Genomic DNA, 22,219 nt, shown 5'->3' with positions numbered 1-22,219 from the left:
AACCCGGACTTTAATATAGATTTTTTCGTAATGGATGAAATCTATAAAATCTCGGAGCCAGACGACAGATCGCTTGTTTTCATGAATTGCCTATATCGTTTGGCAAGAATGGCGCGTGATTTCTATTTGATTGGTCCGTACTTTAGTGATTTCAGCAAAGCATTTATGAAAAGCACGAATGCTCGCATGATACATTTCGAATCTGAAATAGTTCAAAAAGATGAATTTTACTTTGGCCCATCAAGCAGATCGACGACAATAGATATTGGCAATAAAAAATGGCAAAAGTATAAGAATAACGATAAAAATCTCGCAAGAATCATCAACAATATTGATGGACAATCACTAGTATATGCTGGAAGTAAGAGAAGTGTAGAGACTAGAACAAAGCGTATTTCTGATGCCTCAACTGTTGTCACCGATAATAAGTATCTGGATGCATTGATTGAGTACATAGAATCCAACGTGTCACATGAATGGTCTCTCATAAAATATTTGCGTACGGGCGTAGCTTTCCATCATGCAGGACTACCAAAGTTTGTTGCTTCGGAAATTGTAGATGCATTCAATGCAAAAGCAATTCGTGTCATTGTGTGCAGTCCAACACTAATTGAAGGCGTTAATACAACCGCAAGAAACGTAATCTTCGCCGAAAACACTAAGGGAACTGAACCACTTAGTGGATTTGATGTAAAAAACATCAAAGGTCGCGCTGGAAGACTTGGTTCACATTTTATTGGTCGATCTATTTCCTTAGTTGATCTTCCAACGGATGAAGAATTAGACAACGTTGATTTTGCGCTTTTTGACTATGATGACCTTACCCCAGAAGAAAACATACTCCTGGATGAGGAAGACCTATCAAAGTATAACCTTTCCGAAAGGAAACGCATCGTTCGAGAGCTAGATAGCTATCATATCCCCATCGAACTAATAAGAAAAAATAAATACATACCTATCTTTAAGCAAGTGGCTCTGATAACGACTTTGCGTAATAACCCTGATCTTGTTGAATGCTTGAGGTTCTCTGGAGCTATGCCGAAGAAGGCCCAAATCGACGGCATTATAGAAATTTGCTTCAATAATCTCTTCACGGAAGCAGACAAAGGAGTAGTTAATGCAAGGCTTCAGTCACTGTCTTCACTAAAGTTTTTTACAAAGATGTATCTCTATGGTCAGCCTACGATTAAAGATATGATTGCCAAGCATTCGGCAGCTCATATAGACACCCGTGTTCGTGCTGTCTTCAGCCTGATCTACAAATACTTCGAATACGCCTTGCCTCGTTATCTAGCGGCATTCGAAAATTTATATAATTTTGTCTGCCCTGAGAAACCTATTAATTTGGCGTACGTTATCACGAAATTGGAATATGGCTTTGTGGAAGACCACGAAATCTCATTACGAGAAACTGGTTTGCCTACAAACTTAGTTAACAAGGTGGCAAAGCGATTTCTCGATTGCTCAAATGTCGATGAAGTAAGAGCTAAGGCGAAGATTGACCCCCGGACGCTAGACGGCTTGTCTGACTTTGAAATGGCGATCGCAAGAAAGTATTTATAGCAATAGGGAATCGTAGGTCAGAAATCATGATTGAAACTGGTGAGTTTTATCATCATTACGTAATTAACTCTCTTAGCACCATGAGAGAGTACCTATCTGTAACTGATTCTCTTTATGAGAAACGGCTTGATGAGGTAAAAGAGGAGGTCTCGCAACAAATAACAAGTGCCAAGTGTGATAGTGAAGTCGAAGACGGTTTGGTATACCAGCAATATCAGGAATATGCACTGCGTGATTTCAAGGAATTATTATACAAGGGCGTATTTTTGTCTTGCTTTTCGTTTGTTGAGACGGAATTGTATGGGTTTTGTGATGCAGTCAGTAAATCAACTGGAAGCAAGTTAAATATCGATGATTTAACTGGAGATGGTCCACAGAAGATCAGAAAATATCTCGAAAAAGTTGCCGGATACCAGATTAGAGACGGGTATTGGAACGATTTTTATACTTTTTCCAAAATCAGAAATATCTTAACACACGAAATCGGAAGAATTAGACACGCAAAGACGCTTACCCTGTTTCAGCAGTTTTCCCAAAGGTTTTCAGGGCTAACCGTCGAAGCACACGGTCCAGGTTTTGAAGTGATCGGATATATCCGTATAAATTCAAAATTTTGTGATGACTTTATTAATCACGTTGAAAAGATCTTTTTAGAATTGATCCCTCAGTTGCATTCGGTCTAAACGGATTTAAGCTATTTACGTAAGTAGTCAGGATTGTCGAACATTAGTTCGGATGTACTCCCGGTTTTGAGTGAAACGAAATCGGTTTCACGGGTTTCATTGGTTTCATGAAAGAATCAAATTGCCCAAAAAAAGCAAATCCCTGGGAGCCTTCCGCTTCCAGGGTTACATGACCTTTTGATTGTGGGACTGCCGGGACCACAAACGTGGTTACGAATCGAATGCACTACCGCTGTGCTAATCCGGCGAACGTCTCGACGTTTCCTCGAAACAGGAACCAATCCTACCAGGAGATCCCCCCCTTGTAAAGATGGAGCGAGGCCTTCCGGGGTATGAAAAACCTATGCATCACCTCGAAGACACCTGGCACCTCCGCGACGCCGACGCCGACCTCATCGACCGCCTCTCGTACGAACTCGGCATCACCCCCTTGCTCGCCCGCATGCTCGCCGTCCGCGGGGTCTCGGACCCCCAAGCCGGACGCCGCTACCTGGGCCACGAACCCTACGAGCTCGATCCCTGGGCCCTGCCCGGCATCGAAAAGGCCGCCCGCCGTCTCGCAAGCACCCTCGAAACCGGCGAGCCCATCGTCGTCTACGGCGATTACGATGCCGACGGGGTGACCAGTACCTCGCTGCTCTTCAGCTACCTGGCGCGCGCCGGCTACAACGTCCAGTACTTCCTGCCCCACCGCTTCGAAGACGGCTACGGCATGAACTGCAACGCCCTCCAGGACCTCGCCGACCGGGGCCTCAAGCTGGTCGTCACGGTGGACAACGGCGTCTCCTCCGTCCATGAGGTCGAATTCGCCACGTCGCGCGGCATGGAAGTCATCATCACCGACCACCACACCCCGCCCGAGATCCTTCCCACCCCGTACGCGCTCATCAACCCGCGCCTGGGCGGCTGCCCGCCCGAGATGGCGGGGCTCGCCGGCGTGGGGGTCGCCTATACCCTCGCGTGCGCCCTCGAAGCGATCGCCCCCTCCGAGCACGGCGTCGAGGACCTGTTGGACCTGGTCGCCATCGGCTCCATCGCGGACATGGCCCCCCTGACCGGCGTCAACCGCACGCTCGTCGGGCGCGGCCTTCACCTGATCGCGACCGAGCCGCGCCCCGGCATTCAGGCCCTCGCCGAGATCGCCAACATCAACAGCTTGGCAGCCATCAACGCGGGCGACATCGGCTTTCGGATCGGGCCGCGCATCAACGCCGCCGGCCGCATGGACCATCCCGAAGTCGGCCTCAAGCTCTTCCTCTCCGAGACCCTGGACGACGCGCGCGAGTTCGCCCTGGAGCTCGATCGCCTCAACCGCCTGCGCCAAGAGACCTCCAAGCGGGTCGAGGCCGAGGCCCTGATGCTCGCCGAGCTCGAGGTGGATCCCGCCAAGGACAGCGCCATCGTGCTCGCCAAGGAGGACTGGCACCACGGCGTGATCGGCATCGTCGCCGCACGCCTGGTCGAGGCATACGCGCGCCCGGTCATCCTGCTCGCCCTCGACGGCGACCACTGGAAGGGCTCGGGCCGCTCGCCCGAGGGCGTCAACCTCTTCAAGGCCCTCGAGGCCTCGCGCGACCTGCTCGCGCGCTGGGGCGGCCACGCCCAGGCCGCCGGGGTCGGCCTCTCGCAGGAGAACCTGGAAGCCTTCCGCGCGCGCCTCAACCAGGCCGTGCAGCAGCAGGGGCTGGACGTCTCGGAGCGCCCGCCCCGCTACGTGGACGCCGAGGTCCACCTGGCCGAGGTGACCCCCCAGGTGGTCCGCGAGCTCGCGTGGCTGCAGCCCACGGGCCAGGGCAACCCCGAGCCGGTGCTCGCCGTCCGCGAGGTCAAGGTCGTCAAGCAGAAGCTGCGCGGAAAGGAGAAGCGCCACCTCTTCCTCGAGGTGCAGCACGGGCTCGAGATCCGCGAGGCCGTCGGCTTCAACATGGGAACGCTCCACCCGGTCCCCGAAGAGATCTCCCTGACCTTCACCCCCGAGTTCAACTACTTCAATGGGCAGCTCAAGGTCCAGTTGCGCCTGCACGGCGTTTCACAAGCCGGCCAAGCCTGAGCGGCGCCGAAAAAAGGCGTCATAACTACCGCTTGGCGGGTATAAGACCCTTCGCACGCCCCACCGCCGATATATAATAGAAAGCCTCGGGAGACGGACATGACTGCGATCGCGACAGAAGCCCTGATCAACACCATGGGCAAGTACGCCTCGCCCGAAGAGATCGATCTCGTCGGGCGCGCCTACGAGTTCGCGCGCGCCGAGCACGAGGGGCAGTTCCGCAAGAGCGAAGAGCCCTACATCATCCACCCGTACGAGGTCGCCCTGATCCTGGCGCAGCTCGAGGCGGACGGGGCCACCGTCGCCGCCGGCCTCCTGCACGACGTGCTCGAGGACACCGAGGTCACGCCCGACGAGCTCGCCAAGATGTTCGGGCGCGAGGTCTGCAAGCTCGTCGAGGGCGTCACCAAGCTCGAAAAGCTCAAGTTCTCCTCCAAGGAAGAGCGCCAGGCCGAGAACTTCCGCCGCATGTTCGTGGCCATGGCCAAGGACGTGCGCGTCATCCTGATCAAGCTCGCCGACCGCCTCCACAACATGCGCACCCTCAAGCACATGCGCGCCGAGAAGCAGCAGGAGATCTCGAAGGAAACCCTCGAGATCTTCGCCCCCCTCGCGCACCGCCTGGGTATGGGGAAAATCAAGTGGGAGCTGGAGGACATGAGCCTTCGCTACCTGCACCCCGACGACTACTACAAGATCGCCCAGTTCCTCGGCGAAAAGCGCGACGAGCGCGAGCGCTACATCCAGGAAATCGTCGGCAGCATCGAAGAGGAGCTCGGCCGGGTCGGCATCAAGGACGCCGACGTCTACGGCCGCCCCAAGCACTTCTACAGCATCTTCCAGAAGATGCGGAACCAGTCGAAGGAGTTCTCGGACATCTTCGACATCACGGCCATCCGCGTGCTGGTCGACAACATCAAGGAGTGCTACGAGGTCCTCGGCGTGGTCCACTCGCTGTGGCGCCCCATCCCGGGTCGCTTCAAGGACTACGTGGCGATGCCCAAGCCCAACCTCTACCAGAGCCTTCACACCACGGTGATCGGCCCCGGCGGTAAGCCGGTCGAGGTCCAGATCCGCACCTTCGAGATGCACCGCGTCGCCGAGTACGGTATCGCGGCCCACTGGCGCTACAAGGAGGGCGGCAGCGCCCTGACCGAGGCGGACCAGAAGCTCTCGTGGCTCAAGCAGCTCCTGGACTGGCAAGGGGACGCCAAGAACTCCCAGGAGTTCGTCGAGACGGTCAAGGAGGATCTCCAGGCCGAGGAGGTCTTCGTCTTCTCGCCCCGAGGCGACGTCATCGACCTGCCCTCCGGGGCGACCCCGGTGGACTTCGCCTACCGGGTCCACACCGAGGTGGGCAACCGCTGCATCGGCGCCAAGGTCAACGGCCGGATCGTCACGCTGGACCACCACCTCAAGAACGGCGACATCGTCGAGATCCTGACGACCAAGCACGGCCACCCGTCGCTCGACTGGCTCAACTTCGTCGCCACCAGCTCGACCAAGAACAAGATCCGCAGCTGGTTCCGCAAGCAGCGCCGCGACGAGAACATCGCCCTCGGCCGCGAGGCCCTGGAGCGCGAGCTGGGCCGGACGGGTCTCGAACAGTTGCTCAAGGGCGACAAGCTCCTGGGCATCGCCCAGAAGCTCAACTACAAGGAAGTCGACGACCTGATCGCCGCCATCGGCTACGGCGAGAAGACCTCCGTGCAGGTGGCCAACCAGATCCGCGCCGAGTTCGCTCCGCCCGAGCCCGAGATCACCGCCGAGACCTTCAAGGCCAAGCCCGTCCCGACCAAGGCCCGCAACGGCACCGGGATCCTGGTGGACGGCGAGGCGGGCATGCAGCTCCAGATCGCCAAGTGCTGCTCGCCGGTACCCGGCGAGCCCATCATGGGCACCGTCACCCGCGGCCGCGGCATCTCGATCCACTCGACCGAGTGCCCCAACCTGCTCGCCGTCGAGCCCGAGCGTCGCCTCAACGTGAGCTGGTCCGGCGTGAGCGCGTCGGCGAGCTACCCCGTCGAGATCGCCGTCGAGGTCATCGACCGGGTCGGCGTCCTCAAGGACATCACCATCCGGATCGCGGACATCAAGACCAACATCCGCACCGTCAAGGTCCGCCAGGCCCGCGACAAGATCGTCATCATCACCCTGATCATCGACGTCCTGGACATGGCCCACCTCCAGAAGGTGATCGCGACCCTCAGCCGCATCCCCGACGTGCTCCAGGCCTACCGCGTCGCCAAGTCGCAGAAGAGCCGTCCCGTCAACAAGAAGTAAGAAAGTCGCCGTGATCGTCTACCTGGCCACCACCAACGCCCACAAGCTCGCCGAGTTCCAGCCCCTCTTGCTGGACGCGCCCTTCACCCTCGAAGCCATGCCCGAGGCCGTCGAGGTCGAAGAGACGGGGAGCACCTTCGTCGAGAACGCACGCCTCAAGGCCCGCACCTGCGCCCAGCGCTTCCAGGTGCCGTGCCTCGCCGACGACTCGGGGATCGCGGTCGAAGCCCTGGACGGCCGGCCCGGTATCGCCTCGGCCCGCTACGCTGCAAGCGACACCGCGCGCATCGCCAAGCTTCTCGGCGAACTCGACGACAAGGCCAACCGAGCGGCGACCTTCCACTGCGCGGTGGTCCTCGCCTACCCCGACGGCCGCGAGGTCGCGGTCGAGGGTATCGTGAAGGGCCAAGTCACCGAGGCCCCTCGGGGCGAAGGGGGCTTCGGCTACGATCCGGTCTTCGAGGTCGACGGCCTGGGCAAGACCTACGCCGAGCTGAGCGCCGACGAGAAGAACACGCACTCGCACCGGGCCCGGGCGGTGCGCCTCTTGCTCGAGGCGCTGGCGTGAAGCGCCTCCTGGTCGTCAGCGACACCCACGGCCGCGCGAACCTGCCGGCGATCGCCCGGCTCGCCGAGGGGTGCGACCTGATCGTCCATCTGGGCGACGGCTTCAAGGACGGCCAGCAGCTCGCCCTCATGCAGCCCGTGCCCATCGTGCAGGTGCTGGGCAACAACGACCTGCCCCTGGACGTGGTGCCCGAGAAGCAGATCGAGCTCGAAGGCTGGCCCATCCTGCTCACCCACGGCCACCGCCACGGGGTCAAGCACGACCTGGTCAAGCTGGTCGGGCACGCGGACGACATGGACTGCCGACTGGTGCTGTTCGGGCACATCCACCGACGCGCCTACCAGGACGCTGGCCGGGTTCAGGCCTTCTGCCCGTCGAGTGCCGCCTACAACTACGACGGCACGCCGCCCTCGGTGGGCCTCATCGACTTCTTTCCCGATCGCATCGCGCACCACTGGCTGCCGATCGACGCGTAATTGCTACGGACCCGACCCCTCGGGCTTCCATACTAGACTCATGGGGTCGCTCTCTTGCTGCCCCTAGAAAGGCCCGCCATGCGCCGAATCCTCATCGCCACCGAAGGGTCCACCATCTCCGCCGCGGCCATCCGACAGTTCATCGCCGTGCTGGGGACGCAGCCCTTCGAGCTCTTCGTCCTTTCGGTCATCACCCGGCCGACCCTTCCCGACCAGCTGCCCCAGGTGGTCGCAAGCTACGACGGGGCGGCCGATGCGGCCCTCAGCGCCATCGACCACGCCACGGCCGAGCTGCGTGCCGCCGGCTTCGGGGCCCAGGGCCTCGTGAAGACGGGCGAGCCGGCTCCGGCCATCGTCGCGTGCGCCAAGGAGATCGGCGCGGACCTGATCGTGCTCGGCTCGCACGGGCGCAAGGGGGCCGAGCGCATGCTCCACGGCAGCGTGGCCGAGAGCGTGCTGATGCATGCACCCTGTGGCGTGCTGATCTACCCGGTCGGCGTCACGCTCGAGGTGGCGGGCGTCTAGGCCATGCTCGACGCGCTGCGCGAGGGGCTGGGTCATGCCCCGCTGGGGATCCTCTTTCTCACCATCGGCGCGGGCTACCTCCTGAGCCAGGTGCGCCTGCGTGGAGTGGGGCTCGGCGTGGCCGCCGTCCTGTTCGTGGGCCTCGGGCTGGGAGCATGGGGCGGCGAGCGCTTCGAGTTGCCCGAGCTCGTCGGGCAGTTCGGGCTCCTGCTCTTCGTGTACGCCATCGGCCTCGAAGCGGGCCCCGGCTTCTTCCGCATCCTGAAAGAACGAGGCCTGGGCCTCCTGCTGCTCGCGCTCGGCGCCATCGTCGGCGCGGGGGGCCTCATCTGGCTCGCGGCGCACCGCTTCGGGCTCGATCCGGCGCTCGCCGTGGGCCTGTTCTGCGGCAGCTTGACCAACACCCCGGCGCTCGCAGCCGTTTCGGAGGCGCTGCGGGGCACCCCCTCGGCGGTGCTGCCCACCGTCGGCTACTCAATCGCGTATCCGCTGGGCGTGGGGCTGCCCATCCTCCTGGCGGAGTTGACCTTGCGCCTGCGGCGGATCGACGTGGCAGCAGCGGCCCGGCAGGCGGAGCGCGACGGCGGCGAAGAGACCGAGCCCGCCAGCGCCCGTAACCTCCGCCTCACCAACCCGGGCTTGATCGGCACCGTGCTCGAAGCAACGCCGCTCGACGATCTGGGCGTACGGGTCAGCCGCGTGCAGCGAGGCGACCACGTGGCGGTGGCGACCGCCGGCACGGTCCTTCAGGCGGGCGACATCCTGCGCGTGGTCGGCAGTCCGGACGCGCTGACCCGGGCCGAGCGCCTGTTGGGCCCCGAGGCCCAGGGGGCCGCCGGTCCCGAGAGCCGCCGCGACGAGGTGGACTTCCGCCGGATTATCCTCTCCAACCCACGCCTGGTGGGCCGTCGGCTCGGCGACATCGCCCTCGAGAACCGCTGGGAAGCGATCGTCACCCGGATCCGCCGCGGCGACCTGGACTTCGTCCCGACCGACGACACGGTGCTCGAGCGCGGCGACCGGCTCCGCGTGGTCGCCCGCACCGACCAGATGCCGGCGGTCGCGCGCTACTTCGGGGACTCGTTCAAGGGGATCAGCGAGACCGACTTCCTCTCCCTCTCGATCGGCGCGCTCATGGGCGTCGCGCTCGGCCTTCTGCGCGTGCCGCTGCCCGGCGGGATGCAGCTCCAGCTGGGGCTCGCCGGCGGCCCCTTGCTCGTCGCCCTGGTGCTCGGCCGCCTCGGGCGCACGGGGCCCATCATCTGGAGCCTGCCGCTCGCGGCCAACCACGCGCTTCGCCAGCTGGGCCTGGTGCTGTTCTTCGCGGCGGTGGGCTTGCGCTCGGGCCGCCACTTCGCCGCGGCCCTGAGCGCCCACGGCCCCGAGCTCGTTGCGGTGGGCGCGATCGCCACCCTCGCCTCGAGCGCGATCCTGCTCTGGGGGGCCATGGCCCTGCTCCGGGCGGACTGGGTGAGCGCCGCCGGCCTCATGGCGGGCGGCCAGACCCAACCTGCGCTGTTGGCCTTCGCCAACGAACGCGCGCGCTCCGAGGCCCCCAACCGGGCGTACGCAGCGATCATGCCCCTTGCGATGATCGCCAAGATCCTGGGTGCGCAGCTGCTGCTCTGGTGGCTGTCGCGCTGAGCGCCACGGGCGCCTTCCCACAGTGGGAAGGCGCCCGTCAGCTTTGAGGCGAGAAAGGCTAGCGACGTCCGCCACGCCCTTCGCTGCGACCGCCCCCGCGGCCCTCGCCACGGCCCGGCCGACCGCCGCCGTTGCCATTACCGTTGCCGTTCCAGTGACCGCCGCCGTTGCCATTACCGTTGCCGTTCCAGTGACCGCCATTGCCGTTGCCGTGGCCACCGTGATGGCCCTTGCCCCGACCGCGACCGTGTCCCTTGCGATCGTCATCGTCGAAGACCACGACCGTGTCGTTGAAGAAGAAGGGGATGGCGTTCCCAAAGAAGGGATAGTCCCAGCCCCAGGGGCCAACGCCCCCCCAGGGCCCGATGCCGCCGCCCCAGGGACCGATACCGCCGGGGCCGTAAGCGCCGATACCGTCACAGGGATTACAGGGATTGGTCGCGAGCGGCATCGGGGGGATGGGCTGAGGGCAGGGCTCCGGCGCGGGCGGCGGCGCCACCTGCTGCATGGGCTGCCCACCGTTCGGCTGGATCGGAGCCGGGGCAACCGGCTCGGGCTCGCTCGGCGCCGTGGGGGCGGGAGTGCTGCACCCCCCGACCGTGACCATCGTGGCCGTGAGGCCGATCAGGAACCCGTAAGTAGCGTTCATGCGCATTCAGTCTTCCCTTCTCTCGTGGAGGCGCGCCTCGTCACAATGGGTCGGGGGCTAACGACGGCGCCCCCCCTGATTGATCTTGACCGAGTTGCCGTCGCCGCTAATCGCGATGTCGAGGGTGTCGATCCGGCTACCACCGTGGGCACCCTGCTTGATGACGACCTGGTTGCCGCTGCCGGCGATGTCGACGGTGGTGTCGCGGATGACGTTACGGGGACGCTCCCTGTCGTTCACGACGACCGTGTCGAAGACCACCGAGTTGAAGGCGAAGGGGTCGAAGAAGACGGTGCTGACGCCGAGACCGTAGGGCCCGTAAGGAGCGCCATAGGGGCCGTAAGGAGCGCCGTAGGGGCCATAGCCACCGAAGCCGTCGCAGGGGTTGCAGGGAGCGGCGGCGAGGGGGGCGGGGGGCACCGGGGCTGCGCCACCGGTGGGTTCGACCTGCTGGATCGGTTGGACCGGGGCCGGGGCGGCCGGGGCTGCGGTGGGCGCGGTGCTGCAGCCGCTGGTGATGAAGGTGAAAGTAAGACCGAGCAGAAGGCCGTTGAGGTGGTTCATGCGCATTCCGTTCCCATCCTTCCTTTTCGTGCGCCCCGGTTGACCTGGGGCGAGATCACCGACTCTCTTTCTCGAGGTGAAATCCGAGAGATTTAAGAGGAAGTCGTTTCAATCTGTGGGAAGAGGCACCCGTATGAGCCGGTCATCAATTCTTCGATGGTCAATTTTTAACACGGAAGAGCATAGGACCCATACGTGCGTTTCGCCTAAGCGGGGCTGTCGCCAGACGCTTTACGCTTGCTCGATCCTGCCCCCTGAAAGCCGCCCTACGCCCACTTCTCCGAAGAAGCATCCGTTTTAGGGACGTGATGAAGCTCACACCTGGATCCAGGGCAGCTTGACGGGCGTTTTCATCCCTTGCTCGATAAAGCAGCGCCGGGGGAGGACTCGTGTCCTCCCCCGGCGCTGTGCGACGAGACAGCTGATGCGGCAGCTTAGGCGTGCTTGTCGTTCTTCTTGCGATCGCCGCCCTGCTTGACCTTGACGACGTTGCCGTCGCCGTCGATGTTCACGTCAAGCCCGTCGATGCGCCCGCCGCGGCGGCCGCCCTGCTTGATGATCACCGTGTTGTTGTCCCCGGTGATGTTGATGCTGCTGTCCCGGATGACGTTGTCGGGCCGGACGTTGTCCTGGACGACGACGTCGTTCACGAAGAAGGGGTCAAAGAAGGTATCAACAAAACCGACGCTCAAGCCCGGAAGAGGAAGCCCCGTGTAGGGATAGTACGGCGCCCCAGCGTAGGGGCCATAGCCCCCGATGCCGTCACAGGGGTTACAGGGATTGACCGCGAGGGGAGCCGGGGCCACCGGCGCCGCGCCACCGGCGGGCTCGAGCTGCTGGACCGGGTGGACCACGGGGGCCGGATTGGCCGGGGCCGCGGTGGGCGCGGTGCTACAGCCGCTGGCAACGAGAGCGAGGGCAAGACCGACGAGAAGACCGTTGAAGTGGTTCACGCGCATACCGTTCCCATCCTTCCTTCTCATTCGCTCCGGTTGAGGCGGGGCGAAAACCACCGGCACGTTTCGCAGCGTAGAAAATGCGTTCTTTGAGAGGAATACCGTTTAGGAATCGGGTCATTTGATTTCGTGGACCGGTGGTGAACTTCGATGCCCCTTTTTTAGCACGGGAAGACCAAGGACCCGTACGTGCGTTTCGCCCAAGGGGGGCTGTCGCCAGACGCTTTGCGCTTGCTCGATCATGACCCCTGAAAGCCGCTCGGAACCCGTTTCTCCCAGGAAGCGGCGGTTATCGGGGGGTGAGCAAGGTCACAGGCGGGATGGGGCCGGTTTCGGCTCGGTCGACTGCTATCGGCCGGCCACCCGGACCACGTGATCGGTCCACTGCTCGAAGGTATCGTCGTGGCTGATCACGAAGAGCTGCTTGAAGGCCCGGATCTCGCCTATCTGGTGCGCGAGGTTGCTGCGCCGGCTCTCGTCCATGTTGGTGGTCGGCTCGTCGAAGAAGGCCATGTCCACGCTGGAGGTCTCCTTGAGGAGCGCCAGGCGAACCGAGAGGGCCGCGGCCATCTGCTCGCCCCCCGAGAGGTTATTGAAGGGGCGAGGGCGTCCTTCTTCCTCGAGCAGGATCTCGTAGTCGTTGCTCCAGCTCAGGTGGACGTGGTGGTGGCCCGTGATCTCGCGGAAGAGGCGATCGGCCTCCAGCGAGATGTTCATGAGGTAGGCCTCGGTGATGTAGGGGCCGGCTTCCTTGAGGGTGGAGCGGGCGAACTCGACGAAGGACGTGTGCGCCACCAGGCGCTCGCGCGCAGCGATCGCATCCTTCATTTCCTCTTGGACCCGGCGCAGGTCGGCCATCTCCTGCCGCGTGCGCTCCAGCTGCTGCGAGAGGAAACCCACCGCCTGCTCGAATCGGATGGTCTCGGCCTTGAGGCCCTCGACCCGCTCGCGCAGGCTCGAATGCTCATCAGCCTGGTACGCTCCGCTCCGCTCGCGGGCCTGGGCCGAAAGTGTCGCAAGCTCCTTTTCGAGCGCCTCATACCGTGCGATCGCCTCGGCGCGCGCCTGGCTGCGCGGAGCCAGCTCGTCGGCGATCCCGGCCACGGCCAGGTAGCGCAGGTAGCCGGGCTCGGCGGCCTTCTTCCGCGCAGCGGCCTGCTGCAAGCGATCATCGAGGGCGGCAAAAGGGGCCAGACGCTCGTCCAAGATCTTAAGGGCTGCGGCCTCGTCCTTGGCGATCGCCGTCTGCTTGGCATGCTCGGCTTCGAGGCGGGGGCGCTCGGAGATCGCCCGGGCGAGGGCCATCTCGCGCGAGCGGGGATCTCCCAGGCGCGCAAGCTCCTGCTCGACGGCCTCGAGCTGGCTCAAAAGCTCTGCCTGCGCTCCGACCACCTGCTCGTCGACCGCGATGGCCGCGACGCGCCCGGCTTGCTCCTTGGTCACCGCGTCGCGCTGGGCGGCGAGGCCCTCGCGCTGCGCGTAGCGGGCCGCCTCGGCCTGGGCCTTGGTCAAGGCCTCGCGGCTGGCAGCAATGGCCTGCGCCAGGCGCTCCCGCTCGCCAGGAGCGGCAGGGGCGGCGGCCTCCTCGGCCACAAGCGCTTCGAGAGCCGCCTCGTGCTTGGCGAGGGCCGCCTTGGCCTCGTCGTGCTGGAGGCGGATGCCGTCGAGCGTCGCAACCTGCTTGCTCGCATCGCTCGCCACCTTCCAGCGCTTGCGCAGGGCCAGCAGCTCGTCGTTGAGGGCCTTGGCCTTGGCCTCGCCCTCCGTGATGAGGCCCCGGTAGTAATCCTCGGGGGATTGGCCCTCCAGGATAGGACAGCCCACGTTGAGGATGGGGCAAAGGTTTCCGGCCTGAAACTGGGTGGAGGCCTTGCGATCGCGGGCAAGCTCCGCCTCGACCACGGCCAGACGATCCCTGAGGGCCTGGCCCTGCTCGGTCAAGGCATCGAGCTCGGAAGCGACCTTGCGCAACGGCTCCAGGCCGGCCAAGGTCGCGGCGTGGGCCGTGACGGCGCGGCGCTCCTTGGCGGCGGCCTCGTCGAGGAGCTTGCGGCGGCTCTCGCGCTCCTTGCGCTTCAGCTCCGCCTCTTGATACGCCGCGAGTGCCGCCTCTTGCTCCTTCAGGGCAGCCGAAAGCTGCTCCACGCGCGCCGGGGCATCCCGAAGCGCATCGAGCGCATCCAGCTCGGCTTTGAGCTTTTCGAGCCGCTCGGCCCAGGTCTGGTGCTCGGCGCGCGTGCGCGAAAGGCGCTCCGCGCTCGCCTTGATTTCGGCCAGGCGCGCCTTGAGCGCTGCAAGGGTCGCCTCGTGCTTCGCCTGGGCCTCGACCTGAGGCAGCAGGGCCTCGCGGGCCTCGGCGTCCTTCGCAAGGGCAGCGAGCTGCGCTTTGAGGGTCTGGGTGGCGAAGGTGGCCTCGTCCAGCCGACGCTGCAGGGCGGCGCGCTCGGTGCGCAGGGCGTCACGGGCCGCAAGATCCGCCTGGAGGGTGATGAGGTCCTTCTCCGCCGCCTGGTAGGCCTGGTGATCCGCTTCGAGGACCTGGCGCTCGGCCTGGGCGCGCTCGGCCTCTTCGAAGCGGGCCTGGGCCGCGTCACGCTCCTTGGCGGCGTACTCGCGCTTGGTGCCGAGGGCCTCCAGATCGCGTCGGTCCTGGGCGATCGCCTTCTCCAGCGCGTCCATCTCGGCGAGGCGCCCCTGCCAGAGCATGAGCTCCTTCTTGGCGCGTTCGAGGCGCTCTTCGGTCGAGCGGCGCTCGGTCTCGAGCTGCGCCTGCTGCACCTCCAGGTCCGGCATGCGCAGGAGGCGCCCCTGGTAGCTCGCAAGCTCCTGGTCGGCCTCGTGGATCCGTGCCTGGAAGTGCTGCTGCGTCTCCTTGAGCGCGTCCGAGGACTGGCGGTACTCCTCGACCCGCAGGATCCGATCGAAGACGGCCTTGCGGCGCGTGGCCGTGTCCATGAAGATCGCGGTGAAGGTCCCCTGCGGCACACCGATGGTCGTGCGGAAGAACTCGTCCAGGTCGGTATCGGGCGCCACCCCCAGGTGCTGGCGCAGCCAGGCGAGCACGTCCGTTTTCTGCTCGGCCACGCGGGTCTTGGTGGCGGGGTCGAAGACGTAGTAGGTGGACTTGGTGTTGCGGACGACCGTGTACTCGCGCTCGTCCACCCCGGACTCGAAGGTCACCCGCACGGTGCCCGTCGTGGCCCCCCGGCGCAGGAAATCCTCCTTCTTATAGGGAAGACTATCGAACAGGGTGAAGCCGATGGCCTCCAGGATGGTGGACTTGCCCGCTCCATTGGGTCCCGAGATGGCGTTGGTGCCCAGCATGAACTCGAAGCGGTCGTGGGTGTACCGCTTGATGTTCTCCAGTTCGACCGAGACGATGTGCATGCCTACGAAAGCTCCGACAGGGTCTGGGTCAGGTACGCCGCGATCTCGGCAGGGGGAGCCCCAGCGATCGCCTGCTGCTTCAAGGAGAGCACGACCTGGCCGTAGGCCTCGGCCTTGGGCTGGTAGCGCGCATCCCGGCTCACCAGGTCCTGGACCACCTGGCGCTCCAGTTCCTTCCGGTCCATCCCGATGGCCGCCCCCGGCGCCACCGCGTACTCGGCCGGGATGGCGTCGTACTTCACGCGAGGCAGCAACGGGTCGCAGTGCTTGACGATGAGGGAAGCGACCGCGTCCAGGTCCAGCTCGTGACGCTTGAAGCCCAGGGTCCCGTGCAGGGTCAGCTCCACCACGGGCTTCGATACCGTCTCGTCGGTGGGCCACTGGGGCTTGCAGCGCGGCCACTCGCGGATCAGGTGCGCCTCGATCGCCTCCATCGTCTCCTCGGGCGAGACGAAGGGGCTCACGTCCAGCCTGAGGCGGTGGAAGGGGCGCGAGGGATAGTCGGTGATGTGGGTGGCGACGTGGGTGCGCGCCTCGGGATCGATCTCGACCAGGTAGGCGCCGCGCTCCTCGCGGTACTCGCCCACGTTGGCGGCTTCGAGGCTGCCGGGGTTGTAGATCCAGCCCCCCTCGTCGTAGCGCTTGTGGATGTGGCCGAGCGCCAGGTAGTTGACGCCCGCTTCCTTGAAGGGCTTGAGCTGGTGGTGGGTGACGCCCCCCGAGTAGTGGTCCAGGTAGCCGTCCAGGCCCGTGTGGAACATCAGGAGGGTGTAAGGGTCGCCGGGCAAGGCCGCGATGGCATCGGCCAGAGGCTTGATCACCGAGGCTGTGGTGGCACCGTACCACTTGGAGCCCACGATCCGCACGCCCTTGAAGTCCAGGTAGCCGCCGTGATGCTCCTCGTCGCTCCAGGGGTGCAGCACGATGCTGCCGTCCTCCTGGTGCGCGGGCTCCAGCAAGCGGAACCAGCCCCAGTCCGAGAGGTAGCGCAGCCAGGTGACCTGGCTTGAATGCCCCGAACGGTCGTGGTTGCCCTCGATGGCGAAGACGGGGATCCCCGCCTCCTTGAGCTCCTTGAAGACGACGGTCGCCTGGGTCAGGACCCGCGGCTCGATGTTGCGCTTGTCGAAGAGGTCGCCTGCGACCACCACGAAGTCCACGCCCTCCTCCACCCCGTAGCGAACGACGACGTGGTGCAGCGCACGGAAGAAGTCCTTGCTGCGCTCCTCGTGGTGGTACGGGGTAGCGCCAAGGTGGATGTCGGCGACGTGCAGGAACTTGAGCGTGCGGCTCAAGCGAGCACCTCTTGGGCCTTACGAGGAATGGCGAGCCAGAGCCAGATCACGCCGAGCGCACTCGCGCCGATGTAGGTCAGCGAGTGCGAAGTGGGCGCCCCCATGGCGTGCAGCACCAGGCCGAGGACCGCGGGGCCCTCCAGCATGGCCGCCACGATGAAGGTGTGCTTGCGAAGGGCGAGGGCGCGCGGGGTGGGCCCGGGCTCGCGCTCGGCCTTGCCGAACTTGCGGGCGGGCAGCTCCTTCATCTTCTTGAAGGGGAGCCGGCGCCAGTAGATGAAGCCTCCGAGCAAGAGGGCGTTCGCCACCACCAGGAAGATCCCTTCGAGCATCTCGAGGGTCCGGTTCATCGGCACGGGTGCGACCTTCCACAGCCAGACGACGATCGCGCTGTAGAGCACGACCGTGAGGAACATGCCCCCCACCGACATGCGGAGTTCACGGGCAAAGCGGACGCGGTCTTCGGCGGCGGACATCAAGGGCTCCTTCGAGGGTGGGACGGATCGCACGGGGCCCGACAAGTACGGCCAAGAGTCGCGAAGCGCCGCTACGAGCGGCTTGCGGAAACCGTCTTGCCGGGTATCCAACCATCCTAACAGTTTGCGACGGCTAACTCAAAGCGCCAGCAAGCGATACCAGATGGGCAGCGTCACGAGGCTACAGAAGATGGTCGCCATCAGCCCGTTCACGACGAGCACCACGTCCAGCTCGTAGAGCACCGCCAGCGTCAGGCACGACAGCATGGTCGGCATGGCCGCCTGGAGCACCGCCGTCTGCTGGAAGGTCGGCGGCAAGCCCAGGACCTTGACCAGCCCCCAGACCACGAGCGGGATGAGCACGAGCCGCACCAGCACCACCGTCCCCACCAGACGCGAATCCTGGCGCCAGTTGCTCGCCCTGAGGGCCAGCCCCAGCGAGAACATGATGAGGGGGGTCGTCATGTCGGCGATCCGCTGCATGGCTCCGTCCAGCCAACCGGGGATCGCGAGGCCGTGCAGCGCAAAGCCCAGGATGACCGCGTAGAGCGGCGGGAAGGAGAGCAGCTTGCGCATCAGGTCCCGCGGCCGGACCGCGGTGCCGCCGGCGCTGCTTGCGATCGCGATCCCCACCGTGTTGAGGGCGATCCACATGCCGAGCTGGTCGTAGAAGATACCGAGCGTCAGGTGCTCCAGACCGTACACCGCCGAGAGGACTGGGTAGCCGATGAAGGCCGTGTTGCCCAGCGACATCAGGAGCATCAGGGCCCCTGCCTGGGACCTGGACAGGCCGCCCAAGCGGGCGAGCCCCCAGCCGATCCCGATGCCGAGCAGGATCGAAAACCAGGCGATCGCAGGCATCACCGCGTACGACCACGACAGGACGGCGCGGTGCAGCGAGAGGAAGATCAGGAAGGGCAGGCAGAAGTTGATGACCAGCTGATTGATGTCGCGGGTCGCGTCGGGGCCCACGAGGCGCAGGCGGCGAAACGCATAGCCGGCTGCGATCATCAGGGCGAAGAGCAGGGCGGTACTCCACATGGACAGGGGCCTTCATCGTCGGGTGAGGCGGCTGAATCCCAGGCGCCGAGCGCCATGCCGCCTTTCAACTATATCACCTGCGAGAGAACCCCAAGCTTTTCTCCATTGGGCCCCTAAGCCGCATCACGCGGCGGTCCCCGCGCCTTTGGGCCGAAAGAGCATCCGTTTACCGACAACGGGCTTCGAGCTAAAACAGGGCTTGTCCACGAAGAGCAAAAGGAGGCGGTCCGTGAAGAAGCGGACGTTCGGAACGGCAATCCGCGTCGCTGCGAGCCTGAGCATCCTCGCTGGCTGCAAGGGCCCCGGCCTGGCGTGGGGGGTCGCCGCGATGAACTGGGGGGGCCTGCCCGTGCAGCAGGCCCCCCACGCCTCGGCCACCCTCGCGCTCACCCTGTACGGTGACAGCTGGGCGCTCGTCACGGACGCGCGGCCCGTCAGCCTGGGGTCAGGGGACCAGATCGTTCGCTTCCCCGGGGTCCCCTCCCAGACCGACGACCGCAACGCCTATCTCCAGATCCCGGCGCGGGTCGACGCCCGGCGCTTCCGCTACGACCTCAAGACGCGCGACAAGCTGCTGGAGCAGTACCACGGCAGCATCGTCGAGATCGTCCCGAAGGACGCCACGGGCTCCCTTCAGGCCACCCTGCTGATGACCGACACGGGGCCCGTCTACAAGATCGGCGACACGATCTACCCCGAGCCCCCCGGCAAGGTCGCCCTGCCCGACCGGCCGGATCTCGCGACCGATCCCACCCTGGAGTGGATCGCCGCCCCCTCGAACCCCTGGAGCGGCGTCGCCACCGCCTCCTACGTCGCCAACCAGCTCGGCTGGCAGAGCGAGTACACCCTCGTCACCGACCGGCTCCAGACCCGGGGCGAGTGGACCCACTGGGCAGCCATCACCAACCGTTCGGGCGCCGCCTATCGGAACGCCCGGGTGACCCTCGTCGCGGGCGACGTCACCCGCAAGGAGCACATCGTCCCTCTTCCCATGCTCGCGGGCGGCGCCCGGGCCTATGCCGACACGGCCCAGAGCATCCCGGCCGAGCCCTACGCCGCGCGCTACCAGTACGTCCTGCCCGAGCCCCTGACGCTTGCGCGTGGCGCCGAGGAGCGCCTCAAGCTCGGCACCCGGGACGGGGTCGCCATCACCCGGGTCTACCGGTTCGAGAGCGCCGTGGCCTTCTACCGGATCACCGAGCCCGAGCTGCCCCAGAAGGCGCGGCTCAGACTCACCATCAAGAACACCGGCGCCTCGGGCCTGGGCTTGCCCATCCCGCGCGGCAAGGTCGCCGTCTACACGCCCGATACGCAGGGGCGACTTGCGATCGCAGGCGAACCGCGCATCCCCGACACCCCCAAGGAGCAGGACCTCATCCTGGATCTCGGCGAGGCCTTCGACGTCACCGCCAAGCGCGTGCAGACCGACTACCGGGTGACCGATCAGGGCCAGGAGGTCGCCTACCGCATCACCCTGCGCAACCAGCAGGACGTGCCCGTCACCGTCGAGTTGATCGAGCAGATGAACGGCGACTGGACCATCACCAGCAGCTCCATCCCCTTCGAGAAGCTCTCGACCACCCAGGCCAAGTTCACCCCCACCGTCCCGGCGGGCGGCGAGGTGGTCGTCACCTATCAGGCGAGCATCAAGAAGGAGCGGCCGCAGTAGCTAGGACTCGATCTCGTCCTCGCCGTCCTGCATCATGCGCAGGGGCTTGCCGTTGAAGTAGGAGTCCATGGCGGCCATCGCCACCTCCGGGTAGTTGGTGATGAGGCCGTTCACCCCGCGCCCCAGGGCCTTGAGCATGGTCTTCTGCTTGTTGACCGTCCAGACGTGAACCCTGAGGCCCGCCTTCTGGATCTGCTCCACGTCGCCCGAGTCGAGCGTGGCCAGCATCAGGTTGAGCCCGTCCATCTTGAGCTTCGTGGCCCTCGAGAGGCGATGGTCGAGCGGGTCCACCAGGCCGAGCAGCGCGCAGCTGACGCGCGGGTTCACCCGGCGCATCTCCTGCATGAAGGCGCTGTCGAAGGACATGACCTGGACGTGCGAAAGATACTGCTTGCGCTCGATCGCCTCGTTGACCTTGGCGGCCATGAAGGCGCGCTCCTCGGCGTTCAGCTTGCCCTTCACCTCGATGTTGAGCATCGCCTTGCCCCGCACCGCATCCAGGACCTCGTCCAGGGTGGGGACCTTTTCGCCCGCGAACTCGGGCTTGAACTTGCTCCCCGCATCCAGCGCGCGGATCTGCGCGAATTTCAGGTCCCGGACGTTGCCCTTGCCGTTGGTGGTCCGGTCGACGCTGGCGTCGTGCATGACCACCAGCTCGCGATCCTTGGTGAGCTGCACGTCCACCTCGACCATATCCACGCCGAACTCGGCGGCAGCCCGAACCGCGGCGACGGTGTTCTCGGGGTAGCGGCTCGAGTAGCCGCGATGGGCGACGACCCAGGCAGGGAAGCGTGCAGGCCCGAACGGCACGGGATCGATCCGGTGGTAGGGCAGCGTGCCCAGGATCCCGAAGGAGGCCGCCCCGTTCGCGCTCGGTGCCCCCGTGGGGCCCTCGCCGCACCCTGTCAGCCCCGAAGCGGCGCTCAGGACCGATACGGCCAGCATGGCGATCGCGAGGGGAGCCTTTCGCGGCGAGGGATGGGGGGCTGAGCGCACGTGCACCTCCAGGGCCAGGAATCCGTTGTTAGGTTATCGGCATATTAAGGGAAAGCTTGCTTCTTGGGAACAACCGCGTGGCCAAGCGGCGTCCGGCCGTGTAGAATAGGCGCGGAACCGCTCATCATCAGGTATCAGGGATAGACGGAATTGAAACAGAAGGTCGTACGGCGTGCCCCCCAGCGCGACGAGGAGATCCCCCAGAAGAAGCGCAACTGGGTGGTGCGCGTCGGCATCGGTATCCTCGGCTTCGCCGTCTTGATCTCGTCGCTGGTGCCGCTGCTGAGCATCTTCGACCGGGGCCCGCAGCCCGTGGATACGATCGGCCAGGCGCTCCCCCAGCTCGAAGCCGCCGCCAAGGATAACCCCAAGGACGCCGCGATCCTCACCCTCCTCGGCAACAGCTACTACGACCTCAAGCGCTACCCCGAAGCCGCCGCGACCTACACCCGCGCGCTCGCCATCCAGCCGGATGAGCACAACGTCCGGGTCGACTACGGCACCGCCCTCTTCTACTCGGGCCGCACCGCCGAGGCCAAGCAGGCCTTCGAGGCCGTCATCGCCAAGAACCCCGACCACCTGCAGGCCCACCTCAACCTGGGGGTCGTCCTCCGTTCCGAGGGCCAGCTCGAAGCAGCCCGCACCGAGTGGACGAAAGCGCAGCTGCTCGCCAACGACGAAGCCAGCAAGCAGCACCTCTCGGAGCTGCTCAACTCCCTGGGCGCGCCCACGCGCTAAGAGCATCTGACAAAACCAGGCATGTGACGGCCATTGGCCGCCGAGGGCGGCTTGATGGAACAGTCTTGTCAGACCCTCTAACCCTATTTGCCATCCTTGATCGCAGGCGTCGCGTAAGCCGGCGGCCCGACCAGGTAGCTATCGCCCTTGCCGCCCGCGTAGACGAAGTCGAGGCGGCCCTGCCCGTTGGGCGGCATGGCGTAGGACTGGGTCTTGGAGACCGTCCCTGTACGCCCGGCCGTCACCTGGACCGGTACCCCCACGGGCACCCCCGTCACCCGGTAGTTCCCGGCATTCACCGTCCCATTCAGCGTCCGCGTCTTGAGATCGACCGTCACCCGCACCGACACCTTGGCCTCGCCGTCGAGGAGCCGGTACCCTTTGGGCAGGCCCGTGGCGCGATCCAGCTCCTCGCTGTCGGCGAGGAAGATCTTGCCCGTCAGGACCCCGACGCTCACGGTGGCCTGGTTCGTCGCGGTCGGCACCTTCGGCGGAGCCGAGCGAAAGACGTAGGTCGTCGGCTCGGGCTCGGAGCAGGCGATGAGCACCATCCCCCCCAAGCCCAGGCTGAGTAGCGCACCCCATGCACGTGCCTTCATGACGCAACCCCTCCCTGCCTCCAATGCTAAGGAGGCAAGAAGGGGTTATCGAGGGGC

General features: G+C 64.5%; 18 protein-coding genes and 1 pseudogene. 10 read left to right on the top strand and 9 right to left on the bottom strand.

The window, feature by feature from the left end; translation table 11 throughout:
* The 8 genes from J7643_15060 to J7643_15025 all read left to right on the top strand — a co-directional run.
* A partial coding sequence (locus tag J7643_15060) for a hypothetical protein (protein ID MBO9541905.1) occupies positions 1 to 1,563 on the top strand: 1,563 nt, incomplete at its 5' end.
* 26 nt (positions 1,564 to 1,589) lie between these two features.
* The gene (locus tag J7643_15055) at positions 1,590 to 2,246 is read left to right on the top strand and encodes a hypothetical protein (GenBank protein ID MBO9541904.1); all 657 of its coding nucleotides are present in this window, start codon (positions 1,590 to 1,592) and stop codon (positions 2,244 to 2,246) included.
* Between the two features lie 343 nt (positions 2,247 to 2,589).
* Positions 2,590 to 4,296 (top strand): single-stranded-DNA-specific exonuclease RecJ, encoded by a 1,707-nt coding sequence (gene recJ, locus J7643_15050; protein MBO9541903.1) that lies wholly within the window; start codon positions 2,590 to 2,592, stop codon positions 4,294 to 4,296.
* A 99-nt stretch (positions 4,297 to 4,395) separates the two neighbouring features.
* The gene (locus tag J7643_15045; GenBank protein MBO9541902.1) at positions 4,396 to 6,579 is read left to right on the top strand and encodes a bifunctional (p)ppGpp synthetase/guanosine-3',5'-bis(diphosphate) 3'-pyrophosphohydrolase; all 2,184 of its coding nucleotides are present in this window, start codon (positions 4,396 to 4,398) and stop codon (positions 6,577 to 6,579) included.
* Positions 6,580 to 6,589: 10 nt separating this feature from the next.
* Positions 6,590 to 7,147 carry an RdgB/HAM1 family non-canonical purine NTP pyrophosphatase gene (gene rdgB, locus J7643_15040; GenBank protein MBO9541901.1) on the top strand — a complete coding sequence of 186 codons (558 nt, stop codon included), beginning with the start codon at positions 6,590 to 6,592 and terminating at the stop codon, positions 7,145 to 7,147.
* Positions 7,144 to 7,623, top strand: coding sequence for a YfcE family phosphodiesterase (locus J7643_15035; GenBank protein MBO9541900.1), 480 nt, complete (start codon positions 7,144 to 7,146; stop codon positions 7,621 to 7,623). Before rdgB ends, J7643_15035 begins: the two co-directional genes overlap by 4 nt.
* Before the next feature lie 78 nt (positions 7,624 to 7,701).
* Positions 7,702 to 8,148 (top strand): universal stress protein, encoded by a 447-nt coding sequence (locus J7643_15030; protein ID MBO9541899.1) that lies wholly within the window; start codon positions 7,702 to 7,704, stop codon positions 8,146 to 8,148.
* A 3-nt stretch (positions 8,149 to 8,151) separates the two neighbouring features.
* Positions 8,152 to 9,792 (top strand): transporter, encoded by a 1,641-nt coding sequence (locus tag J7643_15025; protein ID MBO9541898.1) that lies wholly within the window; start codon positions 8,152 to 8,154, stop codon positions 9,790 to 9,792.
* A 58-nt stretch (positions 9,793 to 9,850) separates the two neighbouring features.
* On the opposite strand, the gene J7643_15020 is transcribed toward J7643_15025, so the two are convergent.
* The 7 genes and pseudogenes from J7643_15020 to J7643_14990 form a co-directional block, all read right to left on the bottom strand.
* Entirely contained in the window at positions 9,851 to 10,447 is a 597-nt protein-coding gene (locus J7643_15020; GenBank protein ID MBO9541897.1) for a hypothetical protein, read from the bottom strand.
* Positions 10,448 to 10,747: 300 nt separating this feature from the next.
* A pseudogene (locus J7643_15015) lies at positions 10,748 to 10,828 on the bottom strand (sulfur globule protein CV1).
* Between the two features lie 611 nt (positions 10,829 to 11,439).
* Positions 11,440 to 11,964, bottom strand: coding sequence for a hypothetical protein (locus J7643_15010; protein MBO9541896.1), 525 nt, complete (start codon positions 11,962 to 11,964; stop codon positions 11,440 to 11,442).
* A gap of 345 nt (positions 11,965 to 12,309) precedes the next feature.
* Positions 12,310 to 15,348: an SMC family ATPase gene (locus tag J7643_15005; GenBank protein ID MBO9541895.1), complete on the bottom strand. Its 3,039-nt coding sequence runs from the start codon at positions 15,346 to 15,348 to the stop codon at positions 12,310 to 12,312.
* 2 nt (positions 15,349 to 15,350) lie between these two features.
* A complete protein-coding gene (locus J7643_15000) occupies positions 15,351 to 16,643 on the bottom strand; it encodes an exonuclease SbcCD subunit D (protein ID MBO9541894.1) in 1,293 nt (430 codons plus the stop codon).
* A complete protein-coding gene (locus J7643_14995; GenBank protein MBO9541893.1) occupies positions 16,640 to 17,119 on the bottom strand; it encodes a hypothetical protein in 480 nt (159 codons plus the stop codon). The genes J7643_15000 and J7643_14995 overlap by 4 nt, the downstream gene beginning before the upstream one ends.
* A 138-nt stretch (positions 17,120 to 17,257) precedes the next feature.
* Entirely contained in the window at positions 17,258 to 18,160 is a 903-nt protein-coding gene (locus J7643_14990) for an AEC family transporter (GenBank protein ID MBO9541892.1), read from the bottom strand.
* Positions 18,161 to 18,389: 229 nt separating this feature from the next.
* On the opposite strand from J7643_14990, the gene J7643_14985 reads away from it, so the two are divergent.
* Positions 18,390 to 19,829 carry a hypothetical protein gene (locus tag J7643_14985; protein ID MBO9541891.1) on the top strand — a complete coding sequence of 480 codons (1,440 nt, stop codon included), beginning with the start codon at positions 18,390 to 18,392 and terminating at the stop codon, positions 19,827 to 19,829.
* On the opposite strand, the gene J7643_14980 is transcribed toward J7643_14985, so the two are convergent.
* Positions 19,830 to 20,825 (bottom strand): hypothetical protein, encoded by a 996-nt coding sequence (locus J7643_14980; GenBank protein ID MBO9541890.1) that lies wholly within the window; start codon positions 20,823 to 20,825, stop codon positions 19,830 to 19,832.
* A 150-nt stretch (positions 20,826 to 20,975) separates the two neighbouring features.
* Here J7643_14980 and J7643_14975 point away from each other — a divergent pair, with 150 nt between their 5' ends.
* Positions 20,976 to 21,563: a tetratricopeptide repeat protein gene (locus J7643_14975; GenBank protein MBO9541889.1), complete on the top strand. Its 588-nt coding sequence runs from the start codon at positions 20,976 to 20,978 to the stop codon at positions 21,561 to 21,563.
* 83 nt (positions 21,564 to 21,646) lie between these two features.
* On the opposite strand, the gene J7643_14970 is transcribed toward J7643_14975, so the two are convergent.
* A complete protein-coding gene (locus J7643_14970; GenBank protein MBO9541888.1) occupies positions 21,647 to 22,162 on the bottom strand; it encodes a hypothetical protein in 516 nt (171 codons plus the stop codon).
* Positions 22,163 to 22,219: the final 57 nt, after the last annotated feature.

The sequence above is a fragment of the bacterium genome (assembly GCA_017744355.1).
Lineage (GTDB): Bacteria > Cyanobacteriota > Sericytochromatia > S15B-MN24 > UBA4093 > JAGIBK01.
The sequence above is the reverse complement of the archived record's forward strand: the minus strand, read 5'-3'. Positions and strand labels throughout refer to the sequence as shown.

What these genes read in the sequence shown, in the direction of transcription:
- J7643_15055 (MBO9541904.1), top strand. Translation starts at nt 1,590, where the DNA reads ATGATTGAAACTGGTGAGTTTTATCATCATTACGTAATTAACTCTCTT.
- recJ (MBO9541903.1), top strand. Translation starts at nt 2,590, where the DNA reads ATGCATCACCTCGAAGACACCTGGCACCTCCGCGACGCCGACGCCGAC.
- J7643_15045 (MBO9541902.1), top strand. Translation starts at nt 4,396, where the DNA reads ATGACTGCGATCGCGACAGAAGCCCTGATCAACACCATGGGCAAGTAC.
- J7643_15030 (MBO9541899.1), top strand. Translation starts at nt 7,702, where the DNA reads ATGCGCCGAATCCTCATCGCCACCGAAGGGTCCACCATCTCCGCCGCG.
- J7643_15025 (MBO9541898.1), top strand. Translation starts at nt 8,152, where the DNA reads ATGCTCGACGCGCTGCGCGAGGGGCTGGGTCATGCCCCGCTGGGGATC.
- J7643_15020 (MBO9541897.1), bottom strand. Translation starts at nt 10,447, where the DNA reads ATGCGCATGAACGCTACTTACGGGTTCCTGATCGGCCTCACGGCCACG.
- J7643_15010 (MBO9541896.1), bottom strand. Translation starts at nt 11,964, where the DNA reads ATGCGCGTGAACCACTTCAACGGTCTTCTCGTCGGTCTTGCCCTCGCT.
- J7643_15005 (MBO9541895.1), bottom strand. Translation starts at nt 15,348, where the DNA reads ATGCACATCGTCTCGGTCGAACTGGAGAACATCAAGCGGTACACCCAC.
- J7643_14995 (MBO9541893.1), bottom strand. Translation starts at nt 17,119, where the DNA reads ATGTCCGCCGCCGAAGACCGCGTCCGCTTTGCCCGTGAACTCCGCATG.
- J7643_14990 (MBO9541892.1), bottom strand. Translation starts at nt 18,160, where the DNA reads ATGTGGAGTACCGCCCTGCTCTTCGCCCTGATGATCGCAGCCGGCTAT.
- J7643_14970 (MBO9541888.1), bottom strand. Translation starts at nt 22,162, where the DNA reads ATGAAGGCACGTGCATGGGGTGCGCTACTCAGCCTGGGCTTGGGGGGG.